General features: G+C 73.2%; 13 protein-coding genes and 1 pseudogene. 11 read left to right on the forward strand and 3 right to left on the reverse strand.

Going from position 1 to position 14,972, the window contains the following annotated elements:
* From ABZ576_RS12140 to ABZ576_RS12155, 4 genes are all read left to right on the forward strand, one after another.
* Positions 1-573 (forward strand): alpha-glucosidase C-terminal domain-containing protein (locus ABZ576_RS12140; protein WP_360739163.1); only part of this gene is annotated, 573 nt, incomplete at its 5' end.
* A 31-nt stretch (positions 574-604) separates the two neighbouring features.
* Positions 605-1,969: a maltokinase gene (locus ABZ576_RS12145; protein ID WP_360739165.1), complete on the forward strand. Its 1,365-nt coding sequence runs from the start codon at positions 605-607 to the stop codon at positions 1,967-1,969.
* Positions 1,970-1,972: 3 nt separating this feature from the next.
* Complete coding sequence (gene glgB, locus ABZ576_RS12150) at positions 1,973-4,174, forward strand: 1,4-alpha-glucan branching enzyme (RefSeq protein WP_360739167.1); 2,202 nt, start codon at positions 1,973-1,975, stop codon at positions 4,172-4,174.
* 91 nt (positions 4,175-4,265) lie between these two features.
* Positions 4,266-5,354, forward strand: coding sequence for a glutamate--cysteine ligase (locus ABZ576_RS12155; protein ID WP_360739169.1), 1,089 nt, complete (start codon positions 4,266-4,268; stop codon positions 5,352-5,354).
* A 9-nt stretch (positions 5,355-5,363) separates the two neighbouring features.
* Here the strand turns inward: ABZ576_RS12155 and ABZ576_RS12160 are convergent, their stop codons facing one another.
* Entirely contained in the window at positions 5,364-5,597 is a 234-nt protein-coding gene (locus ABZ576_RS12160) for a DUF6480 family protein (RefSeq protein ID WP_360739171.1), read from the reverse strand.
* Between the two features lie 149 nt (positions 5,598-5,746).
* Here ABZ576_RS12160 and ABZ576_RS12165 point away from each other — a divergent pair, with 149 nt between their 5' ends.
* The 5 genes and pseudogenes from ABZ576_RS12165 to ABZ576_RS12185 all read left to right on the forward strand — a co-directional run bounded on the left by ABZ576_RS12165 (position 5,747) and on the right by ABZ576_RS12185 (position 12,329).
* Positions 5,747-7,642: an AMP-dependent synthetase/ligase gene (locus tag ABZ576_RS12165; RefSeq protein ID WP_360739173.1), complete on the forward strand. Its 1,896-nt coding sequence runs from the start codon at positions 5,747-5,749 to the stop codon at positions 7,640-7,642.
* A gap of 143 nt (positions 7,643-7,785) precedes the next feature.
* A complete protein-coding gene (locus tag ABZ576_RS12170) occupies positions 7,786-8,220 on the forward strand; it encodes an ATP-binding protein (RefSeq protein WP_360739175.1) in 435 nt (144 codons plus the stop codon).
* A 218-nt stretch (positions 8,221-8,438) separates the two neighbouring features.
* Positions 8,439-9,815: an NAD(P)/FAD-dependent oxidoreductase gene (locus ABZ576_RS12175; RefSeq protein ID WP_360739177.1), complete on the forward strand. Its 1,377-nt coding sequence runs from the start codon at positions 8,439-8,441 to the stop codon at positions 9,813-9,815.
* Between the two features lie 3 nt (positions 9,816-9,818).
* Positions 9,819-10,010: pseudogene (locus tag ABZ576_RS12180) on the forward strand (DUF4287 domain-containing protein); the annotation flags it as partial.
* 96 nt (positions 10,011-10,106) lie between these two features.
* Entirely contained in the window at positions 10,107-12,329 is a 2,223-nt protein-coding gene (locus ABZ576_RS12185; RefSeq protein WP_360739179.1) for an FUSC family protein, read from the forward strand.
* Positions 12,330-12,333: 4 nt separating this feature from the next.
* Here the strand turns inward: ABZ576_RS12185 and ABZ576_RS12190 are convergent, their stop codons facing one another.
* Together ABZ576_RS12190 and ABZ576_RS12195 are read right to left on the reverse strand one after the other, a co-directional pair.
* A complete protein-coding gene (locus tag ABZ576_RS12190) occupies positions 12,334-13,200 on the reverse strand; it encodes an RNA polymerase sigma factor SigF (protein WP_360739181.1) in 867 nt (288 codons plus the stop codon).
* A gap of 227 nt (positions 13,201-13,427) precedes the next feature.
* Positions 13,428-13,865 carry an ATP-binding protein gene (locus ABZ576_RS12195; protein ID WP_360739183.1) on the reverse strand — a complete coding sequence of 146 codons (438 nt, stop codon included), beginning with the start codon at positions 13,863-13,865 and terminating at the stop codon, positions 13,428-13,430.
* Between the two features lie 126 nt (positions 13,866-13,991).
* On the opposite strand from ABZ576_RS12195, the gene ABZ576_RS12200 reads away from it, so the two are divergent.
* A complete protein-coding gene (locus tag ABZ576_RS12200) occupies positions 13,992-14,234 on the forward strand; it encodes a hypothetical protein (protein WP_360739185.1) in 243 nt (80 codons plus the stop codon).
* A gap of 278 nt (positions 14,235-14,512) precedes the next feature.
* Positions 14,513-14,968: a cyclic nucleotide-binding domain-containing protein gene (locus tag ABZ576_RS12205; protein WP_360739187.1), complete on the forward strand. Its 456-nt coding sequence runs from the start codon at positions 14,513-14,515 to the stop codon at positions 14,966-14,968.
* The last annotated feature ends 4 nt before the right edge of the window (positions 14,969-14,972 follow it).

Below are 14,972 nucleotides of genomic sequence, written 5' to 3' on the forward strand. Positions count from 1 at the left end.
CTGCTGTCCCTGCCCGGCTCGCCGATCCTCTACTACGGCGACGAGATCGGCATGGGCGACAACATCTGGCTCGGCGACCGCGACGCCGTCCGCACCCCGATGCAGTGGACCCCCGACCGCAACGCCGGCTTCTCGACCTGCGACCCGGGCCGGCTCTACCTGCCGACCATCATGGACCCGGTCTACGGCTACCAGGTCACCAACGTCGAGGCGTCGATGTCCTCGCCCTCGTCGCTGCTGCACTGGACCCGCCGCATGATCGAGATCCGCAAGCAGAACCCCGCCTTCGGACTCGGCTCCTTCACCGACCTGCAGTCCTCCAACCCCGCGGTGCTGGCGTTCCTGCGCGAGTACGGCGACGACCTGGTGCTGTGCGTGAACAACTTCTCCCGCTTCGCCCAGCCCACCGAACTCGATCTGCGGGCCTACGACGGACGGCATCCGGTCGAGCTGATCGGCGGGGTGCGCTTCCCCGCCATCGGTGAACTGCCCTACCTGCTGACCCTCCAGGGCCACGGCTTCTACTGGTTCCGGCTCACCCGAGTCGCATCCCGCATCGGCCGCCGCCGCTGAACGCCCGGCGCCGAGGAAAGGACGCGTCACCATGCCGAACACCATCACCCCCCGACCGCGCACGGCGGCCGGCCTCGACGGGCCCTTGGCCTCGCTGGGCGGGCTGTTGCGCGAGTGGCTGCCGAGGCAACGCTGGTTCGCGGGCAAGGACCGGCCGGTCACCGATCTGTCGGTGCTGTCCATGACCGAGCTGTTCCCGGGGTGTCTGCATCTGCTGGTGCACGCCTCGCACGCGCCGGTGCCCACCCCCGGCGGCACTCCCCCGCCCGGGGACTGCTACCAGCTGCTGCTGGGCCTGCGCCCGCACCTCGCGCCGCGGCTGGAACGGGCGTTCATCGGCCGCGCCGAGGGCGGTCCGCTGGCCGGGCTCGCGGTCTACGACGCGCTGCACGACCCGCGCTCGGCCCATCTGCTGCTGGAGCGGCTGCGCCGGCCCGGCGCGGCCGGCCCGCTGCGCTTCGAGGCGGACCCGGCCGCCCATGTGCCCGGCGGACTGCCGCCGCGGCTGCTGGACGCCGAGCAGTCCAACTCCTCGATCGTGTACGGCGACGCGTACATCCTGAAGGTGTTCCGGCGGATCCAGCCGGGCGTCAACCCGGACCTGGAGGTGCCGGCCGCGCTGGCCGCGCAGGGCTGCGCCCGGGTGCCCGCGCCGGTGGCCTGGTTCACCACGACCGCCCCGCGCCCCGCCACCCTGGGGGTGCTCCAGCCGTTCCTGCCGGCCGCCACCGACGGCTGGACCCTGGCGCTGCGGGCGCTCGCCGCGGGGGACGACTTCACGGCCGAGGCCCGGGCGCTCGGCCGGGCCATGGCCGAGGTGCACCTGGCACTGGCCGGGGCGTTCCCGCCGGCCGGGCCGGGCGAGAACGGCCGTACCGCCGAGGCGATGTGCGCGCGGCTGGACGCGGCGGCGCACGCCGTGCCCGGGCTGCTGCCCTACGTGCCCGGCCTCAAGGCCGCGTTCGGGGCACTCGCCACCTGCGACACCGGGCCGCCGGCCCAGCGCATCCACGGCGATCTGCACCTCGGTCAGGTGCTGCGGGCCGGCCGCGACTGGTTCGTCATCGACTTCGAGGGCGAACCGTCCCGCCCGCTCGCCGAGCGGCGGGCCGCGCAGTCCCCGGTGCGGGACGTCGCCGGGATGCTGCGCTCCTTCGACTACGCGGCCCGGCAGCGCCGCCCCTGGCGACCCGAGTGGGCGCGCCGCTGCCGGGAGGCGTTCTGCGCGGGCTACGCGGCCCGCGCCGGCTGGGATCCACGCAAGAAGCACGCGCTGCTGCGCGCGCACGAGACGGACAGGGCGGTCTACGAGGTGCTGTACGAGGCGAGACACCGGCCGGACTGGCTGCCGGTTCCGATGGCGGCGATCAAACGACTCGCCGTGTGGGGAGGCTGACGCATGGCACTGCGCGACACCACCCGTCCCGAGACCGCGGGCCCCGTGCCGCCCCCGGCCGTGCCGCTGGACCCGGCCGACCGCGGCCGGCTGCTCGCCGGCGCGCACCACGATCCGCACGCCCTGCTGGGCGCCCGTCCGGTACCGGGCGGCACGCTGTTCCGGGCGCTGCGGCCCAACGCCCGGGCGGTGAGCGTCGTGATCGACGGGGCGCGCACCGAGATGTGGTCGGAGGGCGACGGTCTCTTCGCGACCGTCCTGCCCTGCCCCGAGGTCCCGGAGTACACGCTGCTGGTGGCGTACGACGGGACCGAGCAGGAGGTGCACGACCCCTACCGCTTCCTGCCCGCCCTTGGCGAGCTGGACCTGCACCTGATCCGGGAGGGCCGGCACGAGCAGCTGTGGCGGGCGCTCGGTGCCGAGCCGATGGTCCACCAGGGCGTGGCCGGCACCCGCTTCACCGTGTGGGCGCCGAACGCGCAGGGGGTGCGGCTGGCCGGGGACTTCACCTACTGGGACGGTACGCAGTACCCGATGCGGTCGCTCGGCGCGTCCGGGGTGTGGGAGCTGTTCCTGCCCGGCATCGGCGAGGGCACCCGGTACAAGTTCGAGATCACCTCCCGCCACGGCCACCGGTTCCTGAAGGCGGACCCGATGGCGCGGCGCACGGAGGTGCCGCCGGACACGGCGTCGATCGTGACGTCCTCGCGGTACGCGTGGGGGGACGCCGACTGGATGGCGCACCGCGGCGACACCCCCGTGCACGAGGCGCCGTTCTCGGTGTACGAGGTGCACCTGCCGTCCTGGCGGCCGGGGGCGACGTACCGGCAGCTGGCGGACGAGCTCCCGGCCTACGTGAAGGAGATGGGCTTCACGCACGTGGAGCTGATGCCGGTGGCGGGGTATCCGTTCAGCGGCTCGTGGGGCTACCAGGTCACGTCGTACTACGCGCCGACGCCGCGGCTGGGCGACCCGGACGACTTCCGGTACTTCGTGGACGCCTGCCACCGGGCCGGCATCGGCGTGATCGTGGACTGGGTGCCGGCGCACTTCCCCAAGGACGACTGGGCACTGGCCCGGTTCGACGGGGACCCGCTGTACGAACCGGGGAACGCGCTGCGCGCCGAGCACCCGGACTGGGGGACGTACACGTTCGACTACGGCCGCACGGAGGTGCGCAACTTCCTCGTCGCCAACGCCGTCTACTGGTGCGAGGAGTTCCACGTCGACGGGCTGCGCGTGGACGCCGTCGCCTCGATGCTCTACCGCGACTACTCGCGGGACTCCGGCCAGTGGGAGCCGAACGTGTTCGGCGGCCGGGAGGACCTGGACGCCGTCGCCTTCCTCCAGGAGATGAACGCCACCGTCTACCGCCGCTGCCCGGGTGTGGTGACCATCGCGGAGGAGTCCACCGCGTGGGACGGGGTGACCCGGCCGACGGACGGCGGCGGGCTCGGTTTCGGGCTGAAGTGGAACATGGGCTGGATGCACGACTCGCTGGAGTACATGCAGAAGGAGCCGGTGCACCGCAAGTACCACCACAACGAGATGACGTTCTCGATGGTGTACGCCTGGAGCGAGAACTACGTCCTGCCGATCTCCCACGACGAGGTCGTGCACGGCAAGCAGGCGCTGGTGTCGAAGATGCCCGGCGACTGGTGGCAGCGGCGCGCCAACCACCGTGCCTACCTCGGCTTCATGTGGGCCCACCCGGGCAAGCAGCTGCTGTTCATGGGACAGGAGTTCGCGCAGGGAGCGGAGTGGTCCGAGGCACACGGTCCGGAGTGGTGGCTGCTCGACGACGGCTACCACTCCGCCGGTGACCACCGGGGTGTGCGGGATCTCGTACGCGACCTGAACACGGTGTACCGGGCGACGCCGGCGCTGTGGCAGCGGGACACCGATCCGGGCGGTTTCCGGTGGGTGCTGTGCGACGCCGCGGACGACAACGTCCTGGCATTCCTGCGGTTCGCCGCGGACGGCGGCGCGCTGCTGGCGGTGTCCAACTTCTCGCCCGTCGTCCGGCACGACTACCGCCTGTGGGTCCCCGACGGGTTCCCCGCCTGGCGGGAGGAGCTGAACACCGACGACGTCCGCTACGGCGGCGGAGGGGTCGGTACCGGGGGGCCGGTGAAGGCGGTCGACGGGTTCCTGGACCTGACGCTGCCGCCGCTCGCCACCGTCTGGCTGGTGCCCGAGCGCTGACCGCCGCAGGTGTCGGCGGCCGTCCCGGGGGCAGTCGGGGTCGTACAGAACGCGACTGCCCCTTGCGGCACGGACAGAAGGGCGGCACCAGGTGCGCACCGTCGGAGTGGAGGAGGAACTCCTACTGGTCGATCCGGACAGCGGCGAGCCGAGGGCGCTGGCATCGGCCGTCCTCGCCCGTGCTGCCCAGGATCATCCCGGGCAGGACGTGTTCGAGAAGGAGCTCTTCGGGCAGATGCTGGAGTTCGCCACGCATCCGCAGTCGGACATGGCGGATCTCGGCGAGGAGATCGTGCGGTGCCGCAAGGAGGCGGCGCGGCACGCCGGGGAGATCGGCTGCGGGGTCGCGGCGCTCGCGACGTCGCCGCTGCCGGTCAGCCCGTCGCTCACGGTGAGCGAGCGCTACCGGTGGCTGGCCGAACGCTTCGGGATACCGACCTGGGAGCAGCTGGTGTGCGGCTGCCACGTGCACGTGTCGGTGGAGTCCGACGAGGAGGGCACGGCGGTCCTCGACCGGCTGCGCCCGTGGCTGCCGGTGCTGCGGGCGGCGAGCGCCAACTCCCCGTTCTGGCACGGCAGGGACACCGGTTACGCCGGCTACCGCAGCCGGGTGTGGAACCGCTGGCCGTCGGCCGGACCGACCGAGCTGTTCGGGACCGCCGAGCGGTACCACCGGCGGGTGAAGGACATGGTGGACACCGGGGTCATCCTGGACGAGGCGATGGCCTACTTCGACGCGCGGCTGTCCGCCCGTTATCCCACGGTGGAGATCCGGGTCGCGGACGTGTGCCTGGGCGCGGAGACCGCCGTACTGGTGGCGACGCTGTGCCGGGCCCTGGTGGAGACGGCCGCACGGGAGTGGCGAGCGGGCCTGCCGGCGCCGGACCCCGGCGTGAGCGTGCTCCGGCTGGCCGACTGGCAGGCCGCCCGCTTCGGCCTGGAGGAGGACCTGCTCGACCCGGTCACCGCACGGCCCCGGCCCGCCGCCCAGGTCCTGCGTTCCCTGCTGGAGCACGTCGGGGACGCGCTCACCGACAGCGGTGACGCGGACCGCGCCGAGCGGGCCGTGGCGGAACTGCTGCGGACCGGCAACGGCGCGCGCGAGCAGCGCCGGCTGCTGGAGCACACCGGCAGCCTGCGCTCGGTGGTCACCGAGTGCGTGCGGCGTACGCAGACCTGAGCGTCCGGTTCACAGGATCAGGATCAGGGCGTAGACCAGGAAGAACGCCGCTACCAGGATGACGAGGGCGAGGATCAGCGTCAGCGGCGCCTTCGCCCAGCCCTTCGTCGGATTGTGCGTCTCCCGGGGCCCGGCCTCGGGCATGCTGCTCTCGGCGGGCGGGGTCTCGCCGGGCGGGACTCCGCCGCCGGGCTCCAGCCCGGTGGTGCGGTCGGGCTCCGGATCGGGGTTCACATGACTCATGTCCCCCGAGTCCCCAGGACGCGGCCACATCATCAGCCGATCACGACTTCGCCGTTCCCGTCACCGAACGCGCTTGCCTGGGCTACATTCGAGCACCGCCGACACCGAGCCGGTCGGCGGAGTGACCCTCCGTACCACAGGAGCAGCGCATGCGGAACGTCGCCCTCGCTCCAGCCGTCGCCCCACCGCTCACCGGCGGCCTCGCCGACAGCGTGTTCGCGACGGCGGACCGGAACCCGACGCTGCCATTGCTGGCGCGCCGCGCCGCTCCCGCCGCGGCCGGCTGGGAGGAGGTGACGGCGGTCGAGCTGCGGGACGAGGTGGTCGACCTGGCCAAGGGCCTGATCGCCGCCGGTGTGTCGCCCGGGCACCGGGTGGCCCTGATGGCGCGCACCCGGTACGAGTGGACGGTGCTTGCCCACGCGCTGTGGGCCGTGGGCGCCGAGGTCGTGCCGGTCCATCCCGCCGCCGCGCGCGAGCAGGTCGAGTGGATCCTGCGGGACGCCGGCTGTGTGGCCGTGGTGGTGGAGGACGAGCAGGGCGCCATGACGGTCGGCACCGTCTGCGCCCGGCTGCCGCGGCTGCGGCACGTGTGGCAGCTGGACGCGGGCGCCCTGCACGAGCTCGTCGAGCGGGGCACGGTCGTGCCGTACACCACCGTGGAGTCGCTGCGCCGGATCGTGCTGCCGGACGCCACGGCGGCCGTCGTCTACACCTCCGGCACCTCGGGGCGTGCGATGGGCTGCGCGCTCAGCCACCGGGGCCTGGCCTACCCCTGCGACACCCTGCTGGCCGGCTGGGCGCACACCGCCGCTCCCCCCGGCGAACAGCCGTCCGTGCTGGCCTTCCTGCCGTTCTCCCACGTCTACGGCATGATGATCATGCTGATGTGCGTGCGCGGCGGGGTGCTGATGGCGCACGAGCCGGAGCTGACCGAGGCGGCCCTGACGTCGGCGCTGAGCACGTTCCGGCCGACGTACCTGTACGGGGTGCCGTCGGTGTTCGAGAAGCTCTACACGACCTTCCTGCGCACCGCCCGACAAGGCGGGCGCGGCGCCCTGTTCGAGCGGGCGGCGGAGACCGCGCGGGAGTTCGCCGCGGCCGAGGAGCGCCGGCGGCTGGGCGCCGGGCCGGGCCCCGGCCTGGAACTGCGGCTCCAGCACGCCCTGTACGAGCGGACGGTGTACCGCAGACTGCGGGCCGCGCTGGGCGGCCGGGTGGTGCGCGGCACCTCCGGCGGATCGGCCCTGGGCCGTGAACTGTGCCTGTTCTACGAGGGCATCGGCGTGTTCGTCCACGACGGGTACGGGCTGACCGAGGCATCCGGCGGGATCACCATGCAGCCGCTCGGCCGGGAGAAGTCCGGGACCGTGGGCCGGCCGCTGCCGGGCACCGAGGTCCGGGTCGCCGACGACGGGGAGATCCTGGTGCGCGGGCCGTCGGTGTTCCAGGGCTACATCAGCGACGAGAGCGCGACCCGGGCCGCGCTGCGCGGCGGCTGGCTGGCCACCGGGGACATCGGCCGGCTGGACTCCGAGGGCTATCTGACGATCACCGGACGCAAGAAGGACATCATCGTCACCAGCGGCGGCAAGAGCGTGGCGCCGGCCCCGCTGGAGCAGCGGCTGCGCATGCATCCGCTGATCCACCAGGCGGTGGTGGTCGGCGACGACCGGCCGTGCGTGGGCGCCCTGATCACGCTGGACCCGGAGTTCCTCGCGCACTGGCGGGCCGCCCTGGCGCTGCAGGGCGACTCGGCGGCCCGGGAGACCCGGGAGGAGAACGCGCTGCGGGAGGAGATCGCGCGGGCCGTCGCCTCCGCCAACAGCGCGGTGTCCCGCGCCGAGTCCATCAGGGTCTACCGTGTCGTCCAGGAACCCTTCGCACCGGAGAACGGGCTGCTCACGCCCTCCATGAAGCTGCGCCGGGACGCCGTCGTGCGGCACTACGCGGCCGACATCGAGGCGATGTACCAGGCGCGCTCGCGGTCCCGGGGTCCGCGGGAGCCGGTGGAGTGGGACGAGCCGGACGACGTCTTCCGCTGAGGAGGCGTGCCGTACGGGGCCGAGGGGAGACGGATAGCCTGCGCGGGTCAGGGAACCCGCAGCGCGAGAGATCAGCGACGACGACCGTCCCGGCCGGATGGGTCCGCACGGGGCCCCTCCGGGCCGGGACCGGGGAATGCGAGATGGTGACGGAGCCGCGCTGGGACGACACGCCCCCCTCGGAGGAGAAGTACGAACGCACGTTCTCCTTCCCCGGTGAGCTGCGCAACGTCACGGGGGCACGGCTCGCCGCGGAGGAGTTCCTGGCAGCGCTCGCCCTGGCGGCTCCGCCGGGGGCGCACGAGTACTGGGACGACATCCTGCTGGTCGTGACGGAGCTGGCCGCGAACGCGATCCAGTACGCGCCCGGCCCGTTCGACCTGCGGATGCGCCGTACCTTCGACGGGGTGCACGTGACGATGCGGGACACGAGCCGGACCCGGCCGGAGCCGCGGCCGTTCCACCCCCGCACGGGCGGCGGCGGGATCGGCTGGCACCTGGTGCACACGCTGTGCACCCAGGTCAGCGTCGTCGTGCACGACCGGGGCAAGGACATCCACGTGTTCCTGCCGTGGTGAGCGTGTGCGACGTGTCGCGGTGACGGGTGTGCGACGTGTAGGTGCGCGTCAACCGGTTACTCCGCTGCCGTGCGGGGGCAGCCGCCCTCCACGCGTTCGTCTGCCTGCCGCGGCCGGGTGGCGCAACCGCCGCCCGCACGGTGGGATCGGAGTTGGCACCCAGCGATCCCGGGCACACGAACGGCGTCGATTCGGACCGCCTGGAGCCGCAGAAAGGGATGGACACCGTGACACGACCCAGGATCCTGGTGGTTGGCGCAGGCTTCGCCGGAGTGGAGTGCGTCCGCCGCCTGGAGCGGAAACTCGCCCCTGACGAGGCCGACGTCACGCTGGTGACGCCGTTCGCCTACCAGCTCTATCTGCCCCTGCTGCCCCAGGTCGCCTCCGGCGTGCTCACGCCGCAGTCGATCGCCCTGTCCTTGCGCCGCAGCAAGAAGTACCGCACCCGGATCATCCCGGGCGGCGCGATCGGCGTGGACCTGAAGGCGAAGGTGTGCGTCGTCCGCACCATCACCGACAAGATCGTCAACGAGCCCTACGACTACATCGTGCTGGCGCCGGGCAGCGTGACCCGCACCTTCGACATCCCCGGCCTGACCGAGCACGCCTTCGGGATGAAGACCCTCGCCGAGGCCGCCTACATCCGCGACCACGTCATCTCGCAGCTCGACCTCGCGGACGCCAGCGACGATCCGGCCGAGCGGGCCGCGCGCCTGCAGTTCGTGGTGGTCGGCGGCGGATACGCGGGCACCGAGACCGCGGCCTGCCTGCAACGGCTCACGCACGCCGCCGTCCAGCGCTACCCGCGCCTGGATCCCGGTCTGATCCGGTGGCACCTCATCGACGTCGCGCCCAAGCTCATGCCCGAGCTGGGCGACAAACTCGGCCGCAGCGCGCAGGAGATCCTCAAGCGGCGCGGGATCGAGGTCTCGCTGGGCGTGTCGATCGACAAGGCGGGCGCGGAGGAGGTCACCTTCACCGACGGCCGGGTGGTGCCGACCCACACCCTCATCTGGACGGCCGGTGTGGTCGCCAGCCCGCTGATCGCCACGCTCGGCGCGGAGACGGTCAAGGGCCGGCTGGCGGTCACCGCGGAGATGTGCCTGCCGGGCCACGACGGGGTGTTCGCCCTCGGCGACTCGGCGGCCGTGCCGGACCTGGCCAAGGGCCAGGAGGGCGCGGTCTGCCCGCCCACCGCGCAGCACGCCATGCGGCAGGGGAAGAAGGTCGCCGACAACGTCATCGCGACGCTGCGGGGCCTGCCGATGCAGCCGTACGTGCACAAGGACCTCGGGCTCGTCGTCGACCTCGGCGGCAAGGACGCGGTGTCCAAACCGCTGGGCATCGAGCTGCGCGGGGTGCCCGCGCAGGCGGTGGCCCGCGGCTACCACTGGTCGGCGCTGCGCACCAACGTCGCCAAGACCCGGGTGATGACCAACTGGCTGCTGAACTCGGTCGCGGGTGACGATTTCGTCCGCACCGGTTTCCAGGCCCGCAAGCCGGCCCGGCTGAAGGACTTCGAGTTCACCGACGCGTATCTGACGCCGGAGCAGGTGCGGGCGCGGGTGGAGGGCGGGGCCGCCGACCGGCCGTGATGTGAGGGACCGGCGAGCTGCCGCCCGTCGGTCGAGGCGGAGTACGGCCGCCCGGCCGGCGAGTGGCAGGAGCCGGTCCGCTCCTCGCCGCCGACCGGGCAGCCGGCGCGGGCCGGCCGGCTGACGTCGGAGCACGGCCCCGGGCACGGGCGCGCGAACGCGCTGGCGGCCGCCGCCCTGGCCGAGGCCGGCTGATCCGGTCCCGCGTGCGATGCTGGTTCCAAGATCGATGAGTGGCACGGGAGAGAGCGCGGCGGCGTGAGGGCAGCGGTACGGTCGGGACGGGTATGGATGTGGGACCGGCTCGCGGCCTCGGATCCCGGGCTGCTCCGGCTCGCCGCGGGACTGCGCACGGTCACCGCCATCGCGCTCACCCTGGCCGTCCTGGCCGTCCTGGCCGTGCCGGTGCCCCAGCTGGTCGCCGGTGCCATGGCGGCGATGGCCGCCACCTTCGCCGTGCGGGAGAAGCAGCGCGACCGGCAGGCGGTGACGCTTGCGCTGGGCCTGCCGGTCGCGCTGGCCTCGCTGTCCCTGGGCACGCTGCTGAGCGGGCGGGTGGTCGCCGGGGACCTGTTCTTCGTCGCCCTCATCTTCTGCGCCGTCTACGGCCGCCGGTTCGGCGACCGGGGTACGGCGCTGGGGCTGATCGGCTTCCAGATCTACTTCCTCTCGCTGTTCGTGCGCGCCACGCCCGCCGCGCTGCCCGCGCTGTACGGGGTCGTCTGCGTGGCGTTCGCGTGCAGTGCCACGGCCCGGTTCGTGCTGCTGCCGCAGACCCCGGCGGGCACGCTGGACCGGCTGCGGCGGGCCTTCCGCGCCCGGCTCGCCCAGTTGCTCGCCAGTCAGGCGGAGTTGCTGGACGCGGGGCCCGACGAGGTCGAGAAGGTGCTGGCGGACCTGCGCACCCGCACCGCGCGATTGCACGAGACGGCGCTGATGATCCAGGGCCGCCTGGAGGACGGCACCTCCGACCCGGCGGTGGCCCGGCTGCTCCAGCGCCGGATCGCGGACGCCGAGATCGCCGCCGAGCGGCTCGGTCTGCTGCTGCTCACGGCGCGCACCGCCGAGCGGACCGACACCCTCACGCTGCACCTGCCGGGCGCCCCGCTGCCCTCCGTGGGCGAGCCGCCGGTCCGCGACGAGGCGGCGGCCGCGCTGCGCCGGGACCTGCGGGCACTGCGGCTGCTGATGCTGCGGCCGGCCGGCGAGGCCGCGGGGACGGCGCTCGCGCAGGTGCGCAACCGGCTGCTCGGTTACCGCGAGGAGGAGAACCTGCCCACGGCGTCACCGGCCGTGCAGGACGTCTTCCGGGGCCTCGGCGAGGCCGCCCGCGCCTCGCTGGGCCTGCGGCTGGCCCTGGACGGGCCGCAGGACGAGTCCGACGATTCACCGGCGACCGCCCGCTCGCGCGAGGAACTGGACGCGGAGGACGCCGCGATCGAGAGCAGCGAGGAGAGCGAGCCCGCGGAGCCGGAGCCGGCCGGCCTGCGGCGGCCCACCACCCGGGCGGCGGTCCAGGTGGCCGTGGGTTCGTCGCTGGCCATCGCCGGTGGTGAGCTGCTGTCCAGCCAGCGCTGGTACTGGGCGGTGCTGACCTGCTGGATCGTCTTCCTCAACACCGCCTCCACCGGCGAGATCCTGGTGAAGGGCTACCGGCGGCTGCTGGGGACGGTGCTCGGCGTGGTGGCCGGCATCGGGCTCGCCGCGCTGGTCGGGCACCACACCTGGACGGCGTTCACGCTGGTGCTGCTGTTCGTCTTCGCGATGTTCTACACCGCTCCCCTGTCGTACACGCTGATGTCGTTCTTCGTCACGGCGATGCTGGGGCTGCTGTACACCCTGCTGAACACGTACAGCGCGGCCGTGCTGGTGCTGCGGGTGGAGGAGACGGCGCTCGGCGCGGCCTGCGGGGTGATCGCGGCGGCGGTGGTGCTGCCGGTCCACACCGACCGCCGCACCAACGACCTGCTGGTGGCGGTCCTCGACCGGCTCGCCGACGTCACCCGGGGCGCCGTCGACCAGTTGAGCGGCGGAACGGGCGGCGACCTGGTGGAGCAGGCCCGGGAGCTGGACCAGGCGCTGGCCGACCTGCGCGCGGCCACCCAGCCGCTGACCCACCCGATCACCCCGCTGCGCTCGCGCCGGGACACCGCGCGCTACGTGGTGGCGCTGCTGGAGACCTGCGCGTACCACGGGCGTTCGCTGGCGGCGACGGCGGAGCTGCTGCCGACGCACCCCTCGATCGCGGCGGATCCGCGGCTGCGCGGGGCGTGCGGGCGGATCGTGCACAACATCGAGGCGATCGCCGCGCATGTCGCCGACCCGCGGGCGGGGGCCGCGATCGAGACCGGCTCCAGCATCGCGTCGATGCTGGAGCCGGGTACTGCGCGGACCCCCCGCTACGGGCGGGTGACCGACCGGGTGCTGCGCCACCTCCAGCGGCTGGACGAGGCGGTCTCCGGTCTGAAGCGGCCGCTGGGCGTCGCCGGCGGTCCGGCGCGCCCAGGCGGGTGAGCGCTCACCGCGGGTCGGAACCGGGGCGGCGGCTGCCGAGCACCTCGTCGCGGACCCGGGCGCAGCTGCGGCTGATCAGCCGCGAGACGTGCATCTGGGAGATGCCCAGCCGGTCCGCGATGCGGCTCTGGGTCATGTCCTCGAAGAAGCGCATGTAGAGAATGGCACGTTCGCGCTCGGGGAGCCGGCGCAGCCCTTCCTTGGCGGCCTCGCGGTCGACCACGACGTCGTAGGACGTGTCCGGTGCGCCGAGGGTGTCGGCGAGGCTGTAGCCGTCGTCCCCGGTGGACAGCTCGGCGTCCAGTGACAGGGTGCTGAAGCTCTCCAGCGCCTCCATGCCGGCGGACACCTCTTCCTCGGTGAGTCCGGTGTGGGCGGCGATGTCGGCGACGGTGGGTTCGGGGCTGCCGGGGTTCTGGGTGAGGTCGCGCCGGGCCACGCGGACCCGGTTGCGCAGTTCCTGCACCCGGCGCGGCACCCGCAGGGCCCACATCCGGTCGCGGAAGTGCCGCTTGACCTCCCCGGTGATGGTCGGTACGGCATAGCTCTCGAAGGCGCCGCGGGACGGGTCGAACCGGTCGATGGCCTTGACCAGCCCGAGTGCGGCGACCTGGCGCAGGTCCTCGACGGACTCGCCGCGGTCGCGGAAGCGTCCGGCGATCCGGTGGGCCATGGGCAGCCAGGCGGTGACGAGTTCGTCTCGTACGGCGTCGCGCTCAGGGCCGTCGTCCAGCTCCGCCAGCCGGACGAACAGTTCCGCGGTGTCGGGGGCGTCGTCGTGGCTGCGCCGGGCGGGCGCCGCGGCGTCGGGGGCTGTCGTGCCGGTCAGGGCGGACGTGCCGGGACGGCTTGTCGACATGTCGGTCAGCATGCGGAATCGCTCCTGAACGTGGTTTCAGGGCATGGACCACATTCCGAGGTCCTGGCCCGAACGGTGGTGTCAGGGTTGCCGCGGGGTTGCCACCGGGCCCGCCAGGAGGGGGCCCAGGCAGCGGTGATGCTCCCCGCTGGGCGCGCGCCTCCGGTCCGAAGCACGAGATTCCGTCTGCCCCCCGGCCTCACGCGCAAACGCCGGTGCGCGGAACTTCGCGGACCGCTTCAGCGGAGCGGGACGACGGCCGTGATGCGCTTGCCGCCGAGGGGCAGCTCCGCCACCCGGACGTCACGGGCCAGCAGGCAGACGATGGGCCAGCCGCGGCCGCCGGGCCCGGTGCGGTCCTGGTCGCCGCCGTCCGGGGCGGCCACCGGGAGTTCGTCGCTGCGGTCGCTCACCGAGACGTACACCCCGCCGGAGTCGACGTCGACGTCGAAGCCGGTGATGCCGCCGCCGTGCACCAGGGCGTTGGTGGTGAGCTCGGAGGTGACCAGCAGGGCGTCCTGGACCGCCTGCGGGGGGCAGGGGAGCGCGCGGGCGCGGCACCTCTCCGTCATCACGCGCTTGACCGCTCTGCGGGCGTCGGCCGGCCGGCACGGCACCCTGGGGCGCGGCTCCGGCAGGGTCGCGGAGGAGCTGGACCGGTGCTGCTTGTCGCGCATCCTTTACTCCCTGAGCGGTGCCCGTATTGCCAGATTCCCTCCTCATTCGGCTCACCCTGGAAGACCCGTTTCAAACACCCTGGGTGCCGGTGCCATCACCGGCGGCCTCGCGGGTACCCGTGGGGCATGACGGATGTGGTGGACGCGGACGAGTTGTTGCGGCGGATCCGGCGCGGCCGGGAGCGCGCGGCCGAGGAGGAACGGGCCTGGCGGGAGCGGGCCCAGAGCCTCACGGCGACGGATCCCGAGGGCGCCCGGGAGGCGGCCCAGCGGGCCCGGTCGTTCGAGGCGGTCCTGCTGGTGCTGGGGGAGATCGTCCGCCCGGGCGGCGACCCGGCGCGGTCGGACGGAGTGAAACAGGTCACCTGACCCGCTTTCGGTTACCCAAAAGCACGGCAGATGGTTTACGGTTCATCCATACGTGATGCCGGAGCGGCGCGGAACCGTCCTTCCCCCCTCCCCGCGTCACCGCATACGGCCCTGGCTGGTTTCCCCCGTCCAGCCAGGGCTTTTTGCTGCCCTCACGGCGGCGCCGGGAGCCGCGGCAGGACACGAAACCGCTTCCTCCGAGGTGCTCGGGGCGGCGGCAGCGGCTGAAATGGGATGCAGCACCGCACGTCAACGCCGCCGGCGAGGAGCCCCGCGCCATGACCAAAGCGATCAAACTGCTCACCGCCCTGCCCCAGGCGCAGCGCGAGCGCCTGATGGAGCTGGCCAAGGAGGTGTCCTTCCGGGAGGACACCCGGATCTTCGAGGCCGGCGGCACGGCCGACCGGTTCTGGGTCATCCGCTCGGGCGCGGTCCACCTCGACCAGGAGGTCACCTCCCGGCAGCGGGTGACCGTGGCCAGCCTCGGCGCGGGCGACATGCTCGGCTGGTCCTGGCTGTTCCCGCCGTACCAGTGGGACTTCGGCGCGGTCGCCTTCAGCAACGTACGGGCCTACGAGTTCGACGGGCCCTCGGTGCTCGCGCTGTGCGTGGAGGACCCGCTGCTCGGGCTCTCGGTGGTGCGGACGGTGGCCGAGATCCTCGCCCACCGTCTGGAGACGACCCGCGGGAAGCTGATGGAGCAGTACACGTCCCGAAGGCGCGGGCCGCTGTAGGCGG

The organism is Streptomyces sp. NPDC013455 (assembly GCF_040632975.1).
GTDB lineage: Bacteria > Actinomycetota > Actinomycetes > Streptomycetales > Streptomycetaceae > Streptomyces.

Excerpts from the sequence above, each read along its gene's own strand:
- ABZ576_RS12145 (WP_360739165.1), top strand. The coding sequence starts at position 605 with ATGCCGAACACCATCACCCCCCGACCGCGCACGGCGGCCGGCCTCGAC.
- glgB (WP_360739167.1), top strand. The coding sequence starts at position 1,973 with ATGGCACTGCGCGACACCACCCGTCCCGAGACCGCGGGCCCCGTGCCG.
- ABZ576_RS12160 (WP_360739171.1), bottom strand. The coding sequence starts at position 5,597 with ATGAGTCATGTGAACCCCGATCCGGAGCCCGACCGCACCACCGGGCTG.
- ABZ576_RS12165 (WP_360739173.1), top strand. The coding sequence starts at position 5,747 with ATGCGGAACGTCGCCCTCGCTCCAGCCGTCGCCCCACCGCTCACCGGC.
- ABZ576_RS12170 (WP_360739175.1), top strand. The coding sequence starts at position 7,786 with ATGGTGACGGAGCCGCGCTGGGACGACACGCCCCCCTCGGAGGAGAAG.
- ABZ576_RS12175 (WP_360739177.1), top strand. The coding sequence starts at position 8,439 with ATGGACACCGTGACACGACCCAGGATCCTGGTGGTTGGCGCAGGCTTC.
- ABZ576_RS12185 (WP_360739179.1), top strand. The coding sequence starts at position 10,107 with ATGTGGGACCGGCTCGCGGCCTCGGATCCCGGGCTGCTCCGGCTCGCC.
- ABZ576_RS12190 (WP_360739181.1), bottom strand. The coding sequence starts at position 13,200 with ATGCTGACCGACATGTCGACAAGCCGTCCCGGCACGTCCGCCCTGACC.
- ABZ576_RS12195 (WP_360739183.1), bottom strand. The coding sequence starts at position 13,865 with ATGCGCGACAAGCAGCACCGGTCCAGCTCCTCCGCGACCCTGCCGGAG.
- ABZ576_RS12200 (WP_360739185.1), top strand. The coding sequence starts at position 13,992 with ATGACGGATGTGGTGGACGCGGACGAGTTGTTGCGGCGGATCCGGCGC.
- ABZ576_RS12205 (WP_360739187.1), top strand. The coding sequence starts at position 14,513 with ATGACCAAAGCGATCAAACTGCTCACCGCCCTGCCCCAGGCGCAGCGC.